This is a genomic window from Curtobacterium pusillum, assembly GCF_007680845.1.
Classification (GTDB): Bacteria; Actinomycetota; Actinomycetes; order Actinomycetales; family Microbacteriaceae; genus Curtobacterium; species Curtobacterium pusillum_B.
This window is the reverse complement of sequence record NZ_VEIY01000008.1, coordinates 127441-148273: the sequence shown is the minus strand read 5'-3', so window position 1 is coordinate 148273 and position 20833 is coordinate 127441. Positions and strand designations below refer to the sequence as shown.

At 72.6% G+C, this 20833-nt stretch carries 24 protein-coding genes; 7 read left to right on the top strand and 17 right to left on the bottom strand.

Annotated elements, in window-relative coordinates; all coding sequences use genetic code 11:
• Positions 1-102: 102 nt before the first annotated feature.
• Together FS825_RS16065 and FS825_RS16060 are read right to left on the bottom strand one after the other, a co-directional pair.
• Positions 103-2043, bottom strand: coding sequence for a beta strand repeat-containing protein (locus FS825_RS16065; RefSeq protein ID WP_144714985.1), 1941 nt, complete (start codon positions 2041-2043; stop codon positions 103-105).
• Between the two features lie 89 nt (positions 2044-2132).
• Positions 2133-3521, bottom strand: coding sequence for a hypothetical protein (locus tag FS825_RS16060; protein ID WP_144714983.1), 1389 nt, complete (start codon positions 3519-3521; stop codon positions 2133-2135).
• A 111-nt stretch (positions 3522-3632) separates the two neighbouring features.
• Between FS825_RS16060 and FS825_RS16055 the strand changes: the two genes are divergently transcribed.
• On the top strand, positions 3633-4064 hold the full coding sequence (locus tag FS825_RS16055; protein ID WP_260981280.1) for a GNAT family N-acetyltransferase: 432 nt from the start codon (positions 3633-3635) through the stop codon (positions 4062-4064).
• 1 nt (position 4065) lies between these two features.
• On the opposite strand, the gene FS825_RS16050 is transcribed toward FS825_RS16055, so the two are convergent.
• Together FS825_RS16050 and FS825_RS16045 are read right to left on the bottom strand one after the other, a co-directional pair.
• Positions 4066-4593, bottom strand: a complete 528-nt coding sequence (locus FS825_RS16050) for an Lrp/AsnC family transcriptional regulator (protein WP_144714979.1) — start codon at positions 4591-4593, stop codon at positions 4066-4068.
• Positions 4590-5180: a TetR/AcrR family transcriptional regulator gene (locus tag FS825_RS16045; protein ID WP_144714977.1), complete on the bottom strand. Its 591-nt coding sequence runs from the start codon at positions 5178-5180 to the stop codon at positions 4590-4592. The genes FS825_RS16050 and FS825_RS16045 overlap by 4 nt, the downstream gene beginning before the upstream one ends.
• Positions 5181-5289: 109 nt before the next feature.
• Here FS825_RS16045 and FS825_RS16040 point away from each other — a divergent pair, with 109 nt between their 5' ends.
• Entirely contained in the window at positions 5290-6765 is a 1476-nt protein-coding gene (locus tag FS825_RS16040; RefSeq protein WP_144714975.1) for an MFS transporter, read from the top strand.
• Between the two features lie 160 nt (positions 6766-6925).
• The gene (locus FS825_RS16035) at positions 6926-7354 is read left to right on the top strand and encodes a phage holin family protein (protein ID WP_144714972.1); all 429 of its coding nucleotides are present in this window, start codon (positions 6926-6928) and stop codon (positions 7352-7354) included.
• A gap of 7 nt (positions 7355-7361) precedes the next feature.
• On the opposite strand, the gene FS825_RS16030 is transcribed toward FS825_RS16035, so the two are convergent.
• On the bottom strand, positions 7362-7883 hold the full coding sequence (locus FS825_RS16030) for a hypothetical protein (protein ID WP_144714971.1): 522 nt from the start codon (positions 7881-7883) through the stop codon (positions 7362-7364).
• Positions 7884-7929: 46 nt separating this feature from the next.
• On the bottom strand, positions 7930-8319 hold the full coding sequence (locus FS825_RS16025; RefSeq protein ID WP_144714969.1) for a DUF5997 family protein: 390 nt from the start codon (positions 8317-8319) through the stop codon (positions 7930-7932).
• 33 nt (positions 8320-8352) lie between these two features.
• Between FS825_RS16025 and FS825_RS16020 the strand changes: the two genes are divergently transcribed.
• On the top strand, positions 8353-9114 hold the full coding sequence (locus FS825_RS16020; protein ID WP_186377290.1) for a LysR family transcriptional regulator substrate-binding protein: 762 nt from the start codon (positions 8353-8355) through the stop codon (positions 9112-9114).
• Between the two features lie 24 nt (positions 9115-9138).
• Here FS825_RS16020 and FS825_RS16015 read toward each other — a convergent pair whose 3' ends face one another.
• From FS825_RS16015 to FS825_RS16005, 3 genes are read right to left on the bottom strand one after another with little or no spacing between them, the layout of a single operon-like run.
• Positions 9139-9969, bottom strand: a complete 831-nt coding sequence (locus FS825_RS16015; RefSeq protein WP_260981279.1) for a DJ-1/PfpI family protein — start codon at positions 9967-9969, stop codon at positions 9139-9141.
• Between the two features lie 38 nt (positions 9970-10007).
• On the bottom strand, positions 10008-10613 hold the full coding sequence (locus FS825_RS16010; RefSeq protein ID WP_144714965.1) for a DNA-3-methyladenine glycosylase I: 606 nt from the start codon (positions 10611-10613) through the stop codon (positions 10008-10010).
• 51 nt (positions 10614-10664) lie between these two features.
• Positions 10665-11081 carry a VOC family protein gene (locus tag FS825_RS16005; protein ID WP_144714963.1) on the bottom strand — a complete coding sequence of 139 codons (417 nt, stop codon included), beginning with the start codon at positions 11079-11081 and terminating at the stop codon, positions 10665-10667.
• Between FS825_RS16005 and FS825_RS16000 the strand changes: the two genes are divergently transcribed.
• The gene (locus FS825_RS16000; RefSeq protein WP_186377289.1) at positions 11062-11718 is read left to right on the top strand and encodes a DUF3800 domain-containing protein; all 657 of its coding nucleotides are present in this window, start codon (positions 11062-11064) and stop codon (positions 11716-11718) included. The two genes, FS825_RS16005 and FS825_RS16000, sit on opposite strands and share 20 nt — an antisense overlap.
• Before the next feature lie 334 nt (positions 11719-12052).
• Here FS825_RS16000 and FS825_RS15995 read toward each other — a convergent pair whose 3' ends face one another.
• Together FS825_RS15995 and FS825_RS15990 are read right to left on the bottom strand one after the other, a co-directional pair.
• Positions 12053-12376, bottom strand: a complete 324-nt coding sequence (locus FS825_RS15995) for a hypothetical protein (protein ID WP_144714959.1) — start codon at positions 12374-12376, stop codon at positions 12053-12055.
• Between the two features lie 19 nt (positions 12377-12395).
• Positions 12396-14066, bottom strand: a complete 1671-nt coding sequence (locus tag FS825_RS15990) for a sodium:solute symporter family protein (RefSeq protein WP_144714957.1) — start codon at positions 14064-14066, stop codon at positions 12396-12398.
• A 138-nt stretch (positions 14067-14204) separates the two neighbouring features.
• Between FS825_RS15990 and aroQ the strand changes: the two genes are divergently transcribed.
• Positions 14205-14648: a type II 3-dehydroquinate dehydratase gene (gene aroQ, locus FS825_RS15985; protein ID WP_144714955.1), complete on the top strand. Its 444-nt coding sequence runs from the start codon at positions 14205-14207 to the stop codon at positions 14646-14648.
• A gap of 507 nt (positions 14649-15155) precedes the next feature.
• Here aroQ and FS825_RS15980 read toward each other — a convergent pair.
• On the bottom strand, positions 15156-15752 hold the full coding sequence (locus FS825_RS15980; RefSeq protein ID WP_186377288.1) for an NAD(P)H-dependent oxidoreductase: 597 nt from the start codon (positions 15750-15752) through the stop codon (positions 15156-15158).
• Between the two features lie 88 nt (positions 15753-15840).
• On the opposite strand from FS825_RS15980, the gene FS825_RS15975 reads away from it, so the two are divergent.
• On the top strand, positions 15841-16305 hold the full coding sequence (locus FS825_RS15975) for an MSMEG_6728 family protein (protein WP_144714951.1): 465 nt from the start codon (positions 15841-15843) through the stop codon (positions 16303-16305).
• Between the two features lie 4 nt (positions 16306-16309).
• Here the strand turns inward: FS825_RS15975 and FS825_RS15970 are convergent, their stop codons facing one another.
• The 5 genes from FS825_RS15970 to nadB form a co-directional block, all read right to left on the bottom strand.
• Positions 16310-16600: a hypothetical protein gene (locus tag FS825_RS15970; protein WP_144714949.1), complete on the bottom strand. Its 291-nt coding sequence runs from the start codon at positions 16598-16600 to the stop codon at positions 16310-16312.
• Between the two features lie 228 nt (positions 16601-16828).
• Positions 16829-17095 carry a hypothetical protein gene (locus FS825_RS15965; protein ID WP_144714947.1) on the bottom strand — a complete coding sequence of 89 codons (267 nt, stop codon included), beginning with the start codon at positions 17093-17095 and terminating at the stop codon, positions 16829-16831.
• Between the two features lie 90 nt (positions 17096-17185).
• Positions 17186-18325, bottom strand: coding sequence for a cysteine desulfurase family protein (locus tag FS825_RS15960; protein ID WP_144714945.1), 1140 nt, complete (start codon positions 18323-18325; stop codon positions 17186-17188).
• An 11-nt stretch (positions 18326-18336) separates the two neighbouring features.
• Positions 18337-19215 (bottom strand): carboxylating nicotinate-nucleotide diphosphorylase, encoded by an 879-nt coding sequence (gene nadC, locus FS825_RS15955; RefSeq protein WP_144714943.1) that lies wholly within the window; start codon positions 19213-19215, stop codon positions 18337-18339.
• On the bottom strand, positions 19212-20831 hold the full coding sequence (gene nadB, locus FS825_RS15950) for an L-aspartate oxidase (RefSeq protein ID WP_144714941.1): 1620 nt from the start codon (positions 20829-20831) through the stop codon (positions 19212-19214). Before nadB ends, nadC begins: the two co-directional genes overlap by 4 nt.
• Between the last annotated feature and the right edge of the window lie 2 nt (positions 20832-20833).

Sequence of the window (20833 nt, the reverse complement as noted above, 5' to 3'; positions counted from 1 at the left end):
GTTGGCCATCGACCACTCCCAGCCAGTGGTCGGCGCGTACCCAGGACCGGACACGGGTACGAGGGGCACCGCGTGTGCGGTGCCCCTCGGGTTCCCGTGGGGTCAGTGCCGCTTGCGCAGCACCAGCGTCCCTGCTCCGGCGAGGAGCAGCAGGAGGGCGAAGCCGAGCGGCAGGGCCGGCGACGTGGCTCCCGTGTAGGCGAGCTCCGACTGCGTGCCGCTGGCGACTGCCTGTGCGACCGTCGAGACGGCGGCGGTCGTCGCGACGACCGGAGCAGTCCGGGAGGCGCTGGTCACGACCGCAGCGTCGGTGCCGGTGACCGCGGTGACGGTCCCGGGCGTGCTGCCGTCACCGACGCCGGTCGAGGCACCTGGCGTGCTGCCGTCACCGGGAGTCGTGCCGTCACCGGGAGTCGTGCCGTCACCGGGGTCGGTGCCGCCACCAGGAGTAGTGCCGCCACCGGGCGTCGTGCCGTCACCGGGGTCGGTGCCGTCACCGGGAGTGGTGGTACCGCCGGGAGTGGTGCTGGTGCCGTCGCCGACGATGCCGATCCCGTTGCCGCCGATGGTGACCGGGAGGCTGATGACCGGCGTGAGCTGGGTCCCGGAGAGCACCCCGCCGTTGCCGGAGGTCGTGCCACCCGTCGTCGGCGTGCTGCCCGTGCCCGTGGTGCCGGTCGAGCCCGTGCTGGTCCCGTCACCGACGAGGCCGATGCCGTTCCCGCCGACCGTCACCGGCAGCGACACCACCGGAGCGACCTGCGTACCCGAAGCAGTGCCGTCCGACCCGGAGGTCGTCCCACCCGCAGCCGGAGCCGAGGTGCCCGTGGCCGGGGTCGTCGAGCCGGTGCTTGTCCCGTCACCCACGAGACCGATCCCGTTCCCACCGACCGTCACCGGGATGGAGACCACCGGCGTCACCTGCGTACCCGAAGCGGTGCCGTCCGACCCGGAGGTCGTCCCACCAGCAGCCGGAGCCGTCGTGCCCGACGCCGGGGTCGTCGATTCGGTGCTGGTCCCGTCACCGACGAGACCGATCCCGTTCCCGTTGATCGTCACCGGGACGGAGACGACCGGCGTCACCTGCGTACCCGAAGCGGTGCCGTCCGACCCGGAGGTCGTCCCACCAGCAGCCGGAGCCGAGGTACCCGTGGCCGGGGTCGTCGAACCGGTGCTGGTGCCGTCGCCGACGAGACCGATCCCGTTCCCACCGACCGTCACCGGAACCGACACCACCGGCGTCACCTGCGTGCCCGAAGCGGTGCCGTCCGACCCGGAGGTCGTCCCACCCGCAGCCGGAGCCGAAGTGCCCGAGCCCGTCGAGCCCGAGCTGGCACCATCGCCGAGCAGCCCGATCCCGTTCCCGCCGACCGTCACCGGCACCGAGACGACCGGAGCGACCTGGCTCCCCGAGGCGGTCCCGTCGGCCCCCGACGTCGTCGGAGCGGCGGAGGCAGCAGGCGCAGCCGGAGCCGCGGACGCCGGGGCCGTGGTCGTCGGCGCGGACGAGACCGCGTCGCCACCCACGGCGATCGCGTTGCCCGCGGCGGTGACCGGCGCGGTCACGTCGCCGGCCACCTGCGTGCCGGAGGCGATCCCGTCCGACCCGGAGGTCGAGGGCGCCGGAGCGGTCGGAGCAGCTGCCGCCGGAGCAGCGGCAGCGGCGGGTGCGGGTGCCGCAGCAGCATCTCCCGCGACGGCGATCGCGTTGCCGGAGACCTGCACGGGTGCCGTGACGTCGGGGACGACCTGCGTTCCCGACGCAGTCCCGTCCGATCCAGAAGTGGTCGGCGCAGCGGCCGCGGCCGGTGCGGGAGACGAGGCAGGTGCGGCAGGTGCGGCCGCGGAGACCGCATCACCGAGGATGCCGAACGCGTTGCCGGTCGCGGAGACCGGTGCGCTGATCGACGGCACGACCTGCGTGCCGGAGGCGGTCCCGTCCGCGCCGGAGGTGGTGGCCGCGTTCGCCGCGACGGCACCTCCGAGCGTCAGGCCGCCGACGAAGAGGGTGAACCAGAGCCCTCTCGAGACGTACTTGTTCATGGTCGTTGCTCCCTGATCGAGATCTGTGGCCGACCGCGGACGCGGTGGCCGGTGGTGCGTGCCTGCCATGTCGGACAGGCGCACCGATCTCAGTCAGGGGCGACGTCGTGCTCGCCGACGACCGACGCGGGAACGGCGTCGTCGGAGAGGGTGCCGCGTGACCCCGCGGCGAGGGAGATGTGGGCGTCGGTGGAACCGACGATGCCGACCGCTGCGGCCGATCCAGTCGACCCGGCAGCACTGCCGCCGAGGACCCCGGCCAGCGGACCGTCGAGGGGCCCGTCACCGTCGCCGGTTCCGTGCCCGGTGGGGACGAGGAGCGCGCGGCCGCCGAACGTGACGTCCTGCACGGCGGCGCTCCCCGCGGCGCCGACGGCACCGGCGAGGACGGTCGACACGGGTCCGGTCACCGACCGATGGTCGGCGGCGAGGACGGCCACGTCGGCCGGGACGGTCGGGTCAGCCGCGCCGGGACGAGCCGATCCGGCGAGCTGGGGCACGTCGACGGAGGCCGACGGGGCGCTCGCGACCGGGGCGGTGGAGCCGCCACCCACCGGACCGGTGGGGAGTCCGGGGAGGGGATCCGTGCCTCCAGGCAGGACGCCACCGAGCACCGGGGGCACCTCGGAGACGGTGCCCGGCACCGAGCCGACGACCGTCCCGACGTCGCCGAGCGTGTCGTCGACGAGGCCGGTGACCGGCGCCGTGACGGAGCCGAGCGTGTCGTTCCCGAGCACCGGACCGACCACCGGGACGCACCCGACGATGCCGTCCAGCGCGCCGACCACCCCGGTGACGGGGCGCGCGTCGGTGACCGACTGGACGCTCCCCGTGACGGGGCTGAGGACGGTGACGAGCGTGTCGACGACCGGCCTGGAGGCGCTGCTCACGGCCGCCACGACGTCCTGCGTCGCGCGCGTGGCCGGGCTCGACGCCGTGGCCGGCCCGGTCGTCGCGGGCGCGGCCGGTCGACTCGTCGGCGCGGTCGGCGTCGTGGTCGACCCGGTCGTCGCGGGGTGCGCCGGAGTGCTCGTCGACGGCGCAGCGGCGACCGGAGCAGGGCTCGACGGCTTCGGCGCGGACGCGGCGGGAGCGGTGTGCACGGGAGCTGCCGGAGCCGGTGCGTGGGCCGCCGGGGCTGGCGCTGCCGGGGCGGGAGCGGGCGCGACCGGAGCTGCGGGGGCGGGCGCGGCGGGTGCGGGCGCGACGGCCGTGCGCACGGGCTCGACGACGCCGCTCACGGCTTGTCCGACACCACTCGTGACGCCGTGGACCGTGTCCCCGAGGCCGCCGACGACGCTCCCGACAAGTCCTCGCTGCCCGGCCGGTTGCGACTGCGCTGCCGATCCGGGCGTCACGGCGGAGGCCGGTCGAGCGCCGAGCACGAGCGAGAGCAGCACCAGGGCGGCCGCGATGCCGACGCCGAGGACGACGTACCGGACGACCGCGTACCAGGGTGCACGCATCGACTGGTCCATGCGCTCACCTCCTGATCTCAGCAGCGCACGTAGAGTGGTTGACCGGCAATGTACGCCGCTCCGTTCCGGAACGCACCATGTTTCGGAAGAAATCGTCAGGAAAGGCCGGCCGTGGTCTCGATCTTCAACGCTCCGACACGCAACCTCGACGTGGTCACCCTCCACGAGATCCTGCGGCTCCGGCAGGACGTGTTCGTCGTCGAGCAGGCGGCCGCGTACCCCGACATCGACGGGCGGGACCTCGAACCCGGCACGCTGCAGTTCTGGGCGGGGCAGGGGTCCGTCGACGCGACGCTCCGGCTCCTGCGCGAGGAGGACGGCACCGAACGCATCGGCCGGGTGGCGACCGCGAAGGCCGCTCGCGGTCAGGGTCTGTCGTCGCAGCTGATGGACGCCGCGATCGCCGAGACCCGCTCCGGCCGCATCGCCATCGACGCGCAGGCGCACCTCGAGCAGTGGTACGCCCGCTTCGGGTTTGTGCGCTCGGGCGACGACTTCGTCGAGGACGGCATCCCGCACCTGCCGATGGCCCGGACGCGCTGAGTCAGGCCCGCCAGCGACGGATCTCGTCGAACGACCGTGCTTGCTGGGCGCGGTCGGCGACGAGCCGCTCGAACACGATGTTCGTCTGCGTCGTCGCGACCGACGGGTCACCGCTGAGCTCGTCGGCGACGAAGTCGCGCAGCTGCTCGGTCGACGTGCAGGCGATGTGCACGAGGAAGTCCTTGTCCCCCGCCAGGAACGACACGTCCTGCACGACGGGCACGCGGAGCAGTCGCTTCGCGAAGTCCCGCAGTTCGTGGCGTGCTGCGGCGTGCACCCGCACGGACACCATCGCCTCGATCGCGAAGCCGAGCCGGGCGACGTCGACGTCCGCCCGGTAGCCACGGACGACCCCGGCGTCCTCGAGCGCCCGCACCCGGGCCAGGCACGTCGACGGCGCGATGCCGACGGCTGCGGCGAGCCGGTTGTTCGGGATCCGCGCGTCGGCCGCGAGGGTCCAGAGGATGCGCTCGTCGACCTCGTCGAGGCGAGGCACGGGGTCGGGGCGGCGGACGGGACGGTCGGTCACGGTCCGACGCTACCGCGACGCGACGGCGAGGCGGCGAACAGCCCGCTGAGTGCGTCCTCGAGCGCTCCCGCGACGACCGTGTCCTCCGCCGAGGCGAGCGGTTCGACCTGCGTCGAGGTCCGCAGCATGGTCATGCCGAGCACGACGGCGAGGGCGATCTCGCCGCGGACGAGCAGGTCGTCGGTGACCTCGCCCCCGACGACCCTGGCGAGGCGTTCGGCGTAGTGGCGGAGCGTCTCGCGCCGGACCGCGTCGGCGCCGTCGTCGCCCGAGGACCGCAGGAGGAGCATGAGCTGGATCGAGTCCTCGTCCGTCGGGGACTGCACGACGTGCGCGATGAGGTTCCGCAGGGCCCGCTCGAGGTCCGGCGTCGTCGACTCCTCGGTGTCGAGGTCCCGCACCACGCGGTCGAGGCACGCGCGGAACAGTCCCTCCTTCGAGACGAAGTACCGGTTGATGAGCGCGACGTTCACCCCGGCGTCCGCGGCGATGTCCCGCACGGTGGTGGCCCGGTACCCGTCGAACGCGAACCGACGTCTCGCGGCCTGCACGAGGAGCAGGCGGGTGGCCTCGGCGTCCTTGCTCATGGTCGAAGCGTACCGGCCTGCGCTCCGATGTAAGCAACTGTTGACATCAGCGGGGAACCGCGTACCCTCGTGAAGTCAGCAACTGTTTACATCGATCGTACGGAGCACGATGACCGAGACCATGGAGAGCCCGCGGACCGGGTCCCACCCCACCACCGACGGTCACCGGCCGAACAGCACGGCGATCATCGTCTACCTGTCCCTCGGTGGTCTGTCCTTCGCCGTCCTGCAGTCGCTCGTCGCCCCGGCGCTGTCGACGATCGGGAAGGACCTCGGCGCCTCGACGAGCGCGACGAGCTGGGTCCTCACCGCGTACCTGCTCTCCGCTTCGGTCCTCACGCCGATCCTCGGACGGCTCGGCGACATGGTCGGCAAGCGCAAGGTGCTCATCGTCGTCCTGTCGATCCTGCTCGTCGGGGCCGTCCTCGCGGCCCTCGCACCGAACCTCGGGACGCTCATCGTCGGACGTGCGCTGCAGGGTGCCGCCGGCGCGGTGATGCCCCTCTCCATCGGCATCGTCCGCGACGAGCTCCCGAAGGAGAAGGTCAGCGTCACCATCGGCCTGCTCTCAGCCATCTTCGGCATCGGCGCCGGCGTCGGGATCGTCGCCGCCGGTCCGATCGTCGAGCATCTCTCGTGGCACTGGCTGTTCTGGCTCCCCGCCGTCCTGGTGGTCATCGCCCTGCTCGGCGCGATCTTCGGCATGCCGGAGTCGCCCGTCCGGAAGCCCGGGCGGCTCGACACGGTCGGCACGGGCGTCCTCGCCGTCTCCCTCGTCGCGATCCTGCTGGCGATCAGCGAGGGCGAGACCTGGGGCTGGGGCGACGGGAAGACCGTCGGACTGCTGGCCCTCGGTGCCGTCGCGCTCGTCGCCTTCGTGGTCGTCGAGCTCCGCGTCGCCGAACCCCTCATCGACGTCCGGCTGTTCGCGGTCCGCGGTGTCTGGACCGCCCATGTCGTCGCACTCGTCTTCGGCTTCGCGATGTTCGGCACGTTCGTCCTCGTCCCGACCCTCCTGCAGCTGCCGACGGCCGTCGGCTACGGCTTCGGCAAGGACGTCACCGAGGCCGGGCTCTTCCTGCTGCCGACCGTGATCATGATGGTCGTCGCCGGTCCGATCGCCGGGGTCCTCGTGCGGAAGGTCGGACCGAAGACCCCGATGCTCATCGGCGGGGTGGCGATCGTCGCCGCGTTCGTGATCCCGGCCATCTCGCACGCCGAGCTCTGGCAGGTCGTCGTGTCCGGCGTCCTGACCGGCATCGGCATCGGCATGGCCCTCGCGGCCTGCTCGAACGCCATCATCGAGAGCGTCCCCGCGAACCAGACGGGCGAGGCGATCAGCGCGAACACCGTCGTGCGCACCATCGGCTCGAGCGTCGGCACCGCGGTCATCGCGGCACTGATCACCTCGCACAGCACGGCGCAGGGCCTGCCGCAGGACGACGCCTTCACGATCGGGTTCTGGGCCTGCACCGGCGTCGCGGTCCTCGCCGTGGTCGCGGCGCTCATCGCGCCGTCGATGCGCGCGCTGCGCGCGTCCGCGGCGGTCCACGGGGTCACCGACCTCGACGAGGTCGCTTCCTAGGGGCCCTGGGCCCGACCACCCAGGAGGCCCGGCTCGCGTCGTCGACGCGAGCCGGGCCTCCTGTACCGTCGCCGGACGCGGTCGGAGGCAGCGTGAGGATCATGAGGTCCAGCACGTCCCAGAGGTGGACGCGGACGCCCGCGCCCGGAACAGGAGACCCATGAGCACCGACCACGACGACGCCCGGACCGGGAGGCCGTCCTTCCGCGACTCCGTCACGGCCGGCATCGTGCAGAAGGCCCTCGAACCGGTGTTGCGTGCGCTGCGGGAGGAAGTGGCCTCGGCCCGGCGGGAGATCGGCGAGCGCGTCGACGGCGCGAAGACCGGACTGGTGCTCACCGGCGCCGCCGTGGCGTTCGCGCTGACGACGCTCGTGCTGCTGGCCGGGCTCGTGGTCGCACTCCTCGCGCTGGCGCTCCCGGTCTGGGCCGCCACCGGGATCACGTTCGTCGTGTTCGCGGTCGTGACGGCGATCCTCGGAGTCGTCGGGGTGCGTGGGATCCGGCGGGGTGTGCCGCCGGTGCCCGAGGACACGATCCGAGCGACCAAGGACCGGCTGTCGACGACGGACGCGCCGACGGCGGACTGACCGCTCCCTACATCGCGAGCGTCATGCCGACGATCGCGACGGTCATCGCGAAGACCTCGCCGCTCCGGACCGCCCGTCGGTCCTCGCGCGCCCACTCGTGGCGGAGCAACCACCCGCTGAACGCGCAGTAGCCGATCACGCCCGCACCGAGGACCGCGGTGAGCACGAGTCCGTGACCGGCGTGCCCGGCCTCCCCGGCGTCGCCGACGAGCCCTGAAGCACGGCCCATCAGGAGCATCCCGGCCATCACGACGGCCGAGAGCGCGCGGTGCACGTCCATCGGCTCCGCACGACGCCCGTCCGCGCGTCGGCGCCGCACCACGGGCAGCGGAGCGAGGAGCAGCAGGAGCGTCGCCGCGAGGAGCGTCCACGTCGCCCCGGCGTCCACGACCGGCAGGAGCATGGCCACGAACATCACCGCCGCGGGGACGATCACCCCGGGGCGCGGCCGGTACCGATCGCCGACGATGCAGCAGACCGACGCGAACTGCGGCACGACGAGCATGGCGTCGGCGACGGTCTCGTGCACGGCGTGTCCTCGGGTGTCAGTCCGCGGGTGCTGGTTGCGGGGTCGGTCAGTCCTCGGCGCGGGCAGCGGCCTTCGCGGCGCGCTCCTGCTTCACGCGGGCGTTCTCGGCGTGCACGGCCGCCTGCGTCGCGCGCTCACGGACGAGCCACTCGGGCTTCTCCTCGAGCAGGGTCTTGATCTCCGCGGTGGTGAGCGGCTCGTCGATGCCCGCACGGGTCAGTCCGGAGATCGACACGCCGAGCTTCTGCGCCACGACGGGTCGGGGGTGCGGGCCGTCGCGACGGAGGTCCTCGAGCCAGGTCGGGGGTTCCGTGCGGAGTTCGTCGAACGCGGTCCGGCTGATCGGCGCGTCCCGGAAGGTCTCCGGTGCGGCCGCCAGCAGGATGCCGAGCTTCTTCGCGGCCGTCTCGGGCTTCATGGTCTGTTCCTGCGCCATGGTGACCAGAGTACGGCCCGTATGCTTGTCTGCATGACCGCGGCCCTCACCATCGCCTTCGTGCCAGGGGTCTCCCCCGCCAAGTGGGCCCGCGTCTGGCGTGATCGCTTTCCGTCGATCGAGCTCGTGCTGCGCCCGATCGGTGCCGACGACGTGGACGACGCCCTCGCCGGAGACGTCGACATGGTCTTCGCCCGCGTCCCCGTCTCGGACGCGCACCACGCCATCCCGCTCTGGACCGAGACGGCCGTCGTCGCGATGCCGAAGGACTCCCCGCTCGCCGAGCTCCCCGAGGTCGACCTCGCCGGGAAGGACGTGCACGTCGTCGACCCCGGCCCCGTCCCGGCCGACATCGACGCCGCACTCGACCTGGTCGAGGCGAACGTCGGCGTCGCGGTCCTCCCCCAGTCCCTCTTCCGCGCGGCGAGCCGGAAGGCGCTCGTCTCGCGGACGCTCGTCGGGTCGCCGGGCACGCAGATCGCGCTCGCCTGGCGCGCGGAGGACGCCTCCGAGACGACGGAGGAGTTCATCGGCGTGGTGCGCGGGCGCACGACCAACAGTTCCCGGGGCGAGCAGGACCAGCCGGGAGGGACGGATCAGGTCGGCGGCGACGGCTCGCGTCCGTCGGGTGGCGGGGGCAAGGCCACCGCGGCCAACAAGAAGACGGTCGCCAAGCGGAGTGCCACCAAGGGCACCGGTGCCAAGAGTGGCGGCGGGAAGAACTCCACCGGCCGCGGCCGTGTCCAGCGCGGCATGAAGGGCAAGCCGAAGCGCGGCTCGAAGGGCAACCGCTGACCTGACGCCCGTCAGGGTGTTTCGTCAGGGGATGACGGCTGCCGCAGCCTGCGTGACCCGGTCGCCCCGCGCCTCCTCGGCCGCTGCCCGCGCAGCCGTCACGATGCGCGTGTCGGCGCGGGTCGCGGAACCGGCATCGAACGGCGGCTGGGGGTCGTACTCGATCTGGAGCTGGATGGCCTCGGCGGCGGGCTGACCGGCGAGCTCGGCCGCGAGCCACAGGGCCATGTCGATCCCCGCGCTCACACCGGCGGCCGTCACGACCGACCCGTCGTCGACCACGCGGTCGTCCACCGGCTGCGCGCCGAACGCGGCGAGCATCGGCTTCGAGGCCCAGTGCGTCGTGGCCCGCTTGCCGGCCAGGAGCCCCGCCGCGCCGAGCACGAACGCCCCCGTGCAGACCGAGGTCACCCAGGTGGCCCGGTCGGCCTCACGCCGGACGAAGCCGATCACCTCGGGGTCGAGCATCGCGTCGAAGGCACCGTCGCCACCGGGGACGACGAGCACGTCCGCCGGGCTCGCGTCAGCGATGGTCGTCGTCGGCACGAGTGCGAGGCCGCAGTCGCTCGGGACCGGGTCGAGCGTCGCGGCGACGTACTCGACACGCGCACCGGGGACCCGGGTGAGCACCTGCGCCGGCCCGGTGAGGTCGAGCTGGGTGAGGTCCGGGAAGAGCAGGAACGCGATGCGCACCTCGTCCGGGTCGTGCCCGGGGTCGGCAGCGGGGCCGGTTGTGGGGTCGGCAGCGGTGTCGGCGATCGGTTCGGGTGCCGGGACCGCCGCGTCGACGGGCACGGACACCATCCGGGCATCGATCGGGTGCACGGGGCGCACGCGCGGGTTCTCGGGGCTCATGCCGTGACGATAGCCCTGCACCGACGTCGGCGCGCCGGTCAGCTCCAGACGCCCGAGGTGCCCCGGCGGTGACTGCCGACGAGGTGCGTGTCGACGATGCCGAGCGCTTCCATCAGCGCGTACATCGTCGTGGGGCCGACGAACGCGAACCCACGCTTCCGGAGCGCCTTCGACAGCGCGACGGACTCGTCGGACTTCGTCGGGACGTCGGCGTACGAGCGCGGCTCGGGCGTGGTCGCCGGCCGGAACGACCAGACGAAGTCGGCCAGCCCGCCGTCCGCGCGCAACGCGATCGTGGCGTTCGCGTTCGTGATGGTCGCGAGGATCTTCGCCCGGTTCCGCACGATGCCCGCGTCGGCCATCAATCGTGCGACGTCGTCCTCACCGAAACCGGCCACCCCCTCGGCGTCGAAGTCCGCGAAGGCCGCACGGAACGCCGGACGCTTGGCGAGGATCGTCCGCCACGACAGGCCGGACTGGAACGCCTCGAGCGAGAGCCGCTCGAACACCCCGCGCTCGTCGCGGACGGGCATGCCCCACTCGGTGTCGTAGTAGTCCCGGAGGAGTTCGTCCGTCGACGCCCAGACCGGACGGGCGAGGCCGTCGTCGCCGAGGACGAGGTCCGGGGTGGGGTCGATGCTCATGGGCTCATCCTGGCGTGCTCCGCCGACAGTGTCGGCCGTGCCGCGTCCGGGTCACTCCGCGGGCGGGCCGTCCTGCGCCGCCTGCGGGTCCATCCACACGTACTCCCAGCGGTGGCCGTCCGGGTCGGTGAAGCTCCGCTGGAACATGAAGCCGAGGTCCATCTCCGGGCGGTCCTCGTTCCCGCCGGCCGCCACCGCAGCGTCGACGATGCGGTGGACGTCGTCCTTCGACGGGGCGCTCAACGAGTTGATGACCTCGATCACGCCGGGCTCCGCGATCGTCTTGTTGGTGAACTCCGCGAACTTGGCCTTCGTGAGGACCATGACGTAGATCGTGTCGCTCACCACGACGCACGCGGCGGTGTCATCGCTGAAGGCCGGGTTGATCGAGTAGCCGAGGGCTTCGTAGAACGACTTCGAGCGCTCGAGGTCGTCGACGGGCAGGTTGATGAAGACCATCGTGTCCATGGGGAGGATCCTTTCGTCACGGCCAACCTGGCGTGCACGGGCGCGTCGCGCAACCGTTCATTCTCGGTACCACTTCGGGTGGACTGGTACGCAACATACTGGAGGGATGCACCGGGCGTACGTCGACGAGTCCGAGCCCGGCGGCGGACGCGACCACACTGCGTACGTGCTCGCCGCTGTGATCGTGTGCGACGCCGAGTGCGATGGCATCCGCGCCGACATCCGGGCAGCCACGCCGCGGCGCATGCGGAAGCTGCACTGGTACGAGGGGCTCCATGCGCAGCGGGTCTCGTGGCTCGATCTCCTCCGCCGGGCGGTCGAGATCATCGTGGTCCGGTACGACGGGGCCGCAGCTCGTGCCGAACGGAGACGACGCCACTGCTTGGAACGGCTCGTCTGGGAGCTCGATCACCGCGGCGTGGGCGGAATCGTCCTGGAGTCGAGGGGGCAGACCCACGACCACCGTGACCGCTCGATGTTCGACGCCCTCAGGCGCCGAGGGGTCGGGCGCGCGATACGCCACGAGCACGTTCGGGGTGCCGATGAACCGCTTGTTGCACTCGCCGACCTCGCCTGCGGTGCTCACGCCGCAGGCGTCGACGAGGAGCTCGGAACAGTGGTCGTGCGCGCCACGTGAATGCCCCCGGGACAGCGCAAAACCCCGGTCCCGCGCTGGCTGCAGGATGCTCCGGGGCTCACTTCCGACCGAGCGGCACGCGGTCGACATATCAATGTTAGGGCGGTCGTCGCAGCGCTGTCAAGGCGCAGCGGACGAGTCGGAAGCGCGGCGCCCGACAGCGCAAATCCCCGGGCCCCGCGCTCGCTGCAGGTCATCCGGGGATCACTTCCGACCGAGAGCACCCGATTGACATATCAATGCTACGGCAGCGCCGGAGGCGCCGTCAACCCGCACCGAGACGGACAGGAGGCGCGGTACCGACCGGCACCGCGCCTCCTGGACGACCGTCTTCTCAGGCGAGCTCGCGGCCTTCGCCGGCCGCCTTCTGGTGCTCCTCGGACTCGGCCTGGCCGATGATGTCCTCGGCCGGGACCGGGGCCAGCCGGTCCCAGAGGAAGAAGAGCAGCCCGCCGGCGAGCATGGACAGCCCGACCCACAGGTTGATGTGGATGCCGCCGGTCTTCTCCGGGTCGGTGTTCCAGTGGACGATGCCGACGATCGTCGTGATGATCCCGTACAGCAGGAACAGGCCACCGAGGATGCGGCGCAGGTCGAGTCGGCGGGTGGAGCGGACGAGGGCTCGCTGCTCGTCGGTCAGGGTGTCGATGTCACTCATGGGAGGTCTCCTTCGACGATCAGAGGAACGGGAGGTAGAGGACGACGCACAGCACGAGCGCCACGGTGCCGAGCAGGGCGGGCGAGCGGTACCAGGCGGTGTCGGTCGCGACGGAGTCACCGTGCAGGTCGATCTTGCCGATGCCGTAGACCAGGCCGCCGAGCTCCTTCTCGGGCTTCGGCTTCGTGACCATCGACACGACGAACCCGACGACGAGGACGGTGACGAACGAGATGATCGCGCCGTAGAGCGTCTCGGCCGTCGCGGTGGCGAACAGCTTCGGGTTCACGAGGTACGCGATCCAGGTGATCGTCGGCGTGACGATGCCGAGGATGTAGCCCCAGAGCGCACCCTGCGTGGTCATCCGCTTCCAGAGCAGACCGAGGATGAACACGGCGAACAGCGGCGCGTTGAAGAACGAGAACAGCGTCTGCATGTACGTCATGATGTTCGACGCCTGCGCGGCGATGAACGCGGTCGCGATGCCGATGAGGACACCGGCGACGGTCACCCAGCGGCCGGTCTTCAGGTAGTGCAGGTCGGGCATGTTCGGCTTGATGTAGCGCTGCCAGATGTCGTACGTGAAGACCGTGTTGAAGGACGACACGTTCGCCGCCATGCCGGCCATGAAGGACGCGAGGAGGCCGGTCACCGCGACGCCGAGGACGCCGGTCGGCAGGTACATCTGGATGAGCTTCGGGATCGCGTCGTTGTAGGTGAGCGATCCGTCGGCGAACTGGTTGCCGACGACCGCCGCGGCGATGAGGCCGGGGATGACGACGATCGCCGGGATGAACAGCTTCGGGATCGCGGCGATGAGCGGGGTGCGGCGGGCGGCGGACATGTTCTTCGCGGAGAAGGCGCGCTGCACCTCGGTGAAGTTCGTCGTCCAGTAGCCGAAGCCGAGCACGAAGCCGAGGCCGAGCACGATGGCGAGCCAGTTCGCCCCGATCGGGTTGGTGACGTTGCCGAAGCCGGTGCCCGCCCATGCCTGCAGGTGCTGCACGCCCTGGGTCTCGGTGATCGCCTTCGACAGGCCGCTCCACCCGCCGACGCGGTGCAGGCCGACGATCGTCAGCGGGATGAGCCCGGCGATGATCACGAAGAACTGCATGACCTCGTTGTAGATCGCGCTGCTCAGGCCGCCGAGGGTGATGTAGACGAGCACGAACCCGGCGGAGACGATGATGGCGAGCCACTCGGGCCAGCCGAGCATCGCCTCGATGACGATCGCCATGGCGTAGAGGTTGATGCCCGCGATGAGCACGTTCGACACCGCGAAGGCGATGGAGTTCACCAGGTGCGGGGCCTTGCCGAAGCGGCGGAGCATGAACTCCGGCACGGAGCGGACCTTCGAGCCGTAGTAGAAGGGCATCATCACGAGCCCGAGGAACACCATCGCGGGGACGGCCCCGACGAGGTAGTAGTGCAGGGTCGCCATGCCGATCTGGGCACCGTTGGCGGCCATGCCGAGGATCTCGGTCGCGCCGAGGTTCGCGGACACGAACGCCAGGCCCGTGATCCACGCGGGCATGGACCTGCCCGAGAGGAAGAAGTCCATGCTCGTCCGGACCTGCCGGCGGGCGGTGAACCCGATGCCGATGACGACCGCGAAGTACACGATGACCATCAGGTAGTCGACCCAGCCCAGATCGAGCCGGATCCCGTTGTTCGCTGCAGCGAGAACCATTCAAACTCCACGTCAGTGTGTTGCGATCGACAACTCCGCCGACCCGGACGGGAACGTTACACCGAATTGTGACCGTTCACATAGCTGGGGTATGCATCGTGCCTCCGCGCCGATGATCGACGTCGGTAGGCTCGCGACATGACCGAGCAGCCGCGCATCCTCGTCCTCAACGGCCCGAACCTCGACATCCTCGGTCGACGGGACCCGGCGCAGTACGGCACGGTGACCCTCGCCGAGATCGAGGCGATCGTCCACACCGAGGCAGCGGTCCACGGGATCGACGCGGACTTCCGCCAGACGAACCGCGAGGGCGAGCTCGTCGAGTGGCTGCACGAGGCGCTCGACCACTTCGCCGGCGTCGTCATCAACCCCGCGGCGTACGCCCACACCTCGGTCGCGCTGCACGATGCGGTCGAGGCGCTGTCGGTGCCCGTCGTCGAAGTGCACCTCTCGAACACGTGGAAGCGCGAGTCGTTCCGGCACGTCGACCACGTGGCGACGGCCGCCACCGCGGTGATCGCGGGCGCCGGCCCGGACGGGTACCGGTTGGCCGTCGCGCACGTCGCGTCCCTGATCGGCTGAGTCGCGTCGGGTCCGCCCGGCGAAGCGCGCCGGGCGCGCCGGTCGGGGCCGCCGAGCGGGCGAAGTACGGCCCGCTCGGTGCGCTCGGGTGGCGTGTCCCGCCCGCTCGGGCGTCCTCGGACGGCGTGTCCTGCCCGCTCGGCGCGCCCGACGAGATCGGGCGTACCCGGCGGGCCGGGCGCGCGGCGTGGCCCGCGGGGCCGCCGAGCGGGCGAAGTACGGCCCGCTCGGCGCGCTCGGGCGGCGTGTCTCGCCCCCTCGGCGTCCTTGGCCGGCGTGTCCTGCCCGCTCGGCGCGCCCGCCGGAATCGGCGTGCCCGGCGGGCTCGGGCGTAGCCGGCGGGATCGGGCGTCCCCGGCGGGACCGGGCGTACCCGGCGGGACCGGGCGTGCCCGGCGGGGTGCTCGTGCCCGGTGAGATCGGGCGTACCCGGGGGAAACGGGCGTACCTGGTCGGAACGAACGACAAGGTACGCCCGATCCGACCAGGTACCCGAGGCCGCGCGGGTCAGAAGTCCGCAGGACGCCGCACGTCGGCCGTTCCCGCGGTGGCAAAGCCCCCGCGGATGAGCGGCAGCGCCCGGAGCACGGCCTGGTCGATGCGCAGCTCGAGGTCGACGTTCGCGATGTCGTAGCCGCCCTCGCGCTTGGCGAAGTCCCGCTCGTTGCCGAAGACGCCGATCGGCAGCGTCGTCGACTGGAAGAACCCGAACAGCGGACGCATCTGGTGCTCGACGAGCAGGGCGTGCCGGTCACTGCCGCCGGTCGCGGTCAGGAGCACCGGGGTGTCGACGAGGTCGTACTGCCCGACCCAGTCGAAGAACAGCTTGAACGCGCCGGAGTACGCGGCCCGGAACGCCGGGCTGCCGACGACGAGCACGTCCGACGCCTCGACGGTCTCGAGCGCGCGCCGGGTGCGGTCCGACATCGCCTCGCGCGACGGGGACGCACCGAGGTCGGCGAGGAGGGGGCCGATCTCGATCGTCTCCGTCCGGGCGCCGTCGATCTCCTGCCCGAGGCGCGCCACGGTGGCAGCCACCAGGGTGGACGTCCGCGAGGGGTCCGAGGGGCTGCCGCTGACACCGACGACGAGTTCTCCGCTCATGCGGTCGATGCTCACACGCCTGCCGACCGGGCGGTGCGGTTGTGACGACATGTGTCGGGTGTCAGCGCCGGCGGGTACCGTCCGCGCCATGCAGACGTTCCTGCCGTACCCGGACTTCCGCGCATCCGCCGAGGTGCTCGACGACCGGCGGCTCGGGAAGCAGCGCGTCGAGACGCTGCAGGTCATGCGGGCGCTGACGCTGCCGGACTACGGCTGGCAGCACCACCCCGTCGTGGCGATGTGGCGCGGGTACCGCCCGGCGCTGATGGCGTACCAGGCCGCCACGTGCCGGGTGTGGACCGAGCGCGGGTACGCCGACACCTGTCTGGCGAAGACCCTGGCGGACCTCGCCCTGGTGCCGGAGGACCTCGAGGCGTACGAGCGCGACGACTTCCCCGTCCCGGTGTGGAACGACGATCCGGCCGTGCACCGCTCGCACCGGTCGAAGCTGGTGCAGAAGGCGCCGGAGCACTACCGCCCGCTGTTCCCGGACGTCCCCGACGACCTCGACTACGTCTGGCCGGGGACGGTCGCGCCGACTCCGGCGAACTGAGCCGTCACCGCACGGGCGTCCACCGACCGCCGTCGCGTCGGGTGACCGCCGCGGAGCGGACCTCGACGACCCGAGCGAGCCCGTCGACGGCGTGCTCGGCGACCGCCTCGGCGATCTCGTCGGACGGCGACTCGAACCGGACGACCGCGCAGGGCACGCCCCGGAGCAGTTGGACGTCCTTCGCCTCGACGACGGTCAGCTCGGCGACGAGGCGAGCGGCCTCCGGCAGGACCGCGTCGGGAGTGGTCCCGGCGGCCAGGGCGCCGATGGCGAGCGTGACGCGGTACGAGGGCACGGCCCCACCGTAGCGGCGCGCCGGAGCTCCGCGGACCCGTCGTGGGCCTGAGGGGGATCGGGCGTCGTCAGGGGAAAGCGACGCCCGCGCCCACGACGGGTCGCAGGAGGTGCGGGGCACGACGATTCAGGGGGTGCCGTGCCCCGCTCCGGACGCCTGTCAGGGGGCAGGCGTCCGGTTCGTCGCACCGGCGGGACCGCAGGGGGTCGGTCCCGTCGGTGCTGGTCCTCAAGGGTGTTCGGTGTCCTCTCGGTACCGGTCTGTCTCGGTCGGTGCGGGCATCGACCGTCGAGCCGCCGCGGGTCGGACCATGGGGAGCAGAGCGCTCCCGACGGTCGCCAGTGCTCCGACGACGGCGATGAGCCCGAGCGGGGCGGTGCCGAGGTCGTGCTGTGCGGCGAGGACCAACGCGACGACCGTCGCCGGTGCCGGGAGGAGCTGGACCGCCCGGAAGTGGTCCTCCTGCCGGACCCGGGTCATCATCGCGTTTGCCATGTCCACAACCCTGGCGTACTTCTCCGGTCCGCAAAAGGGGGGACACGGCCCCACTCATGGAGTAGAACGTCTAGTACACCCTGGCGGTGGTCATCCGAGCGAGCGGACGGCCTCCACGGCCTCGGCGACGGACCGGACGACCACCGGGACGTCCTCGGCGGCGAGGCCCGCGTCGAAGGTCAGTCGGACGGCGGTCCGCGCGACCGCCTCGGGCAGCCCGAGCGCCGTGAGGACGTGCGAAACCTCGGTGCTGCCGGCCGCGCACGCGCTCCCGGACGAGGTCACGACGTCCCGCTGCTCCAGCTCCAGGAGCACCGTCTCGCCGTTCACCCCCGGGAAGCAGAACGACGCGTGCCCGGGGAGCCGGGAGGTCCGCGACCCCGTGACGAACGCCCCCGGGACCGCGGCGAGGACCCCGTCCAACACCGCGTCCCTCGTCGTGGTCGCCGCCGCGGCCGAGGCCCCCCGGGTCGCCGCGGCGAGCGTCATCGCCGTCGCCACCGCGACGGCCCCGGCGACGTCCTCGGTGCCGGACCGTCTCCCCCGCTCCTGCCCGCCGCCGTGGACGAGCGGCTCCAGCGGGACACCGGCACGGACCGCGAGGACACCGGTGCCCTTCGGGGCCCCCAGCTTGTGCCCGGAGAGCGACAGCGCGTCGACGCCGAGGACGTCGAGCCCGACAGGCAGCCACGGCGCGGACTGCACGGCGTCGGTGTGGAACCGCGCACCGACGGCGTGCGCGGCCGCTGCGAGTGCCGGGACGTCCTGCACGGTCCCGATCTCGTTGTCCGCGTGCGCGATCGAGACGAGGGTGGTGTCGGGCCGGAGCGCCGCCACCAGGACGTCGGGGTCGACCCGCCCGTCCGGGGCGACCGGCAGCACCGTGACGTCGAACCCGTGGAAGCGCTCGAGGTACCGGCAGCTCTCCAGGACGGCCTCGTGCTCGATGGCGCTCGTCACGACGTGCCGCCCCCGGGGCGCGGCGAGTGCGATGCCCTTCACCGCGGTGTTCGCCCCCTCGGTGCCGCCGGCGGTGAAGACGACCTCCGCCGGACGGCACCCGAGCACGGCGGCGACCGAGGCACGTGCGTCGGCGAGCCCCCGGGCTGCGGCGTCACCGATCCCGTGCGTCGACGACGGGTTGCCGAAGGCACCGGTCAGGTACGGCCACATGGCCTCGAGCACCTCGCGGCGCACCGGGGTCGTCGCGGCGCGGTCGAGGTAGAACACGGATTCGTCCCTCAGACGGCGACGGCGACGTCGATGTCGAGCCCGAGATCGAGCGCGCGTGCGGAGTGCGTCAGGGCGCCCACGGAGACGATGTCGACCCCGGTCGCCGCGATCGCGGCGACGGTGTCGAGGTTCACCCCGCCGGACGCCTCGACGAGCGCCCGACCGGCCACCACCCGGATCCCGGCCTCGAGCTCGGCCGGCGTGAAGTTGTCGAGCATGATCGTGTCGACGTCGGCGGCGACGACGGGCTCGATCTGGTCGATGCGGTCCACCTCGACCTCGAGGTGCACGGTGTGCCCGAGCCGCTGGCGCGCGGACCGCACGGCGTCGCCGATGTCGGTCCCCCCGGCGAGCAGCACGGCGAGGTGGTTGTCCTTCGCGAGCACGGCGTCGGAGAGCGAGTTCCGGTGGTTGTGCCCGCCACCGCACCGCACCGCGTACCGCTCCAGCGCCCGGAGCCCGGGAGTCGTCTTCCGGGTGTCCACGATCCGGGCGTGCGTCCCCGCGACCGCCGCGACGTACGCCGCGGTCGCGGTCGCGATGCCGGACATGCGCTGTGCGAGGTTGAGTGCGACCCGCTCGGCGCGGAGCACCGCACGCGCGGGCCCGGTCACCGTCGCGAGGACGTCACCGGCCACGAACCGGCTGCCGTCCGGCACGTGCAGGACCGCGTCGATCGTCGGGTCGACGGCGTGCATCACCGCGACGAACACGCCGCCGCCGCTGAGCACGCCCGGCTCGCGCGCCGCGAGGGTCGCCGTCGCGGTGGCCTCGACCGGGATGAGCGTCTCGCTCGTGACGTCGCCCCAGGGCGCGTCCTCCTCGAGCGCCGTCTCGACGACCCTGCGGAGGGCGTGCGGCGGGATGGTGCCGGGATCGGTGGTCATGCGGGTACCTCCTGCGGGACGGGTGCGTGCTCGTTCACCCACGCGTACGAGGCGGGAGCGGCGGGGTCGGTGTCGGGGTGGTCGGTGCGGGCGTGGGCGCCGCGGGACTCGGTGCGGGTGGCGGCGGCGAGCGCCGTGAGCCGGGCGAGGTCGAGCAGCGCCCGGTCCTCGTGGTCGCGCACGCCGGTCGGCTCCGGCAGGACGAGGGCGTCGAGCGCGGTGCGCGCCCCGGCGAGTCCGGTCGCGTCCCGGAGCAGGCCCACGTGGTCCGTCATGACGGACTGGACCGTCTGACGGACGTCCGCAGTGTCGGTGCGGTGATCCGTGCCTCCAGTCCGGGTCGGACGGGAGGCGCGACTCGCGTCGGCCGCTGCGGGAACGCTGGTGACGTGGAGACCGGCGTCCCCGCGGAGACGCAGCCGGTCGGGTCGCGGAACGTCGACGGCGTCCGCGGCGCGGACGGCGAAGACCAGGCCCTCGAGGAGGGAGTTCGAGGCGAGGCGGTTGGCGCCGTGGACGCCGGTGCACGCCACCTCACCGACCGCGAGGAGACCGGGGATGCTGGTCCGTCCCTCGGCGTCGGTCGCGACGCCGCCCATCGAGTAGTGGGCGGCCGGGGCGACGGGGACGCCCTCGCGGGTCCAGTCGAACCCGGCGGCACGCGTCGCCCGGGTGAGGCCGGGGAAGCGGCCGACGAGGAAGGCCGGGTCGAGGCCCGTCGCGTCGAGGAGCACGGGCTCCCCGCCCTGGTCGCGCGCCGCGGCGGCGATCCCCCGTGCGACGACGTCGCGTGGGGCGAGCTCGGCGTCCGGGTGCACGGTCGTCATGAACCGTCGTCCCCGTGCGTCGCGGAGGACGGCGCCCTCGCCGCGGACCGCCTCGGAGACGAGTCCGCCGTCGGGGACCGCGAGGCGGGTCGGGTGGAACTGCACGAACTCGAGGTCCGCGAGGACCGCACCCGCGCGCCACGCGGCGGCCTGCCCGTCCCCCGTCGCGACGAGCGGGTTCGTCGTCTCGCGGTACAGGTGTCCGGCGCCGCCCGAGGCGAGGACCACGGCGTCGGCGTCGATGCGGCGCGGTTCGCCCAGGAGGTCGAGGACGTCCACCCCGACGACCGCGCCGTCGCGGACCACGAGGTCGGTGAGGCAGGTGCGTTCGAGGATCGTGACGTGCCGGCGGTGCAGGGCGTCGACGAGGGTGCGTTCGATGGCCGCGCCGGTCGCGTCGCCGTCGGCGTGCACGACGCGCCAGCGTCCGTGGGCGGCCTCGCGGCCGCGGGCGAGGTCGTCGCCGTACCGGTCGAGGCTCGACGGGTCGGTCGTGCGGTCGAACGGCACGCCGAGCGCGAGCAGGTCCCGGACCCGAGCGGGGCCGTCGGCGCAGAGCACCTCGACGGCCCGTGCGTCCGCGCTGCCCGCCGCCGCGACGTGGGTGTCGGCCTGGTGGAGCGACGCGGAGTCGTCGGCGCCCAGGGCGACCGCCACGCCGCCCTGGGCGTACGCGGTCGCGCTGTCGGCGAGTGCGCCCTTGGTGACGAGGGTGACGTCGTGGCGGGCGCTCGCACGGATCGCCGCGGTGAGCCCGGCGATGCCGGACCCCACGATGACGACGTGCACGG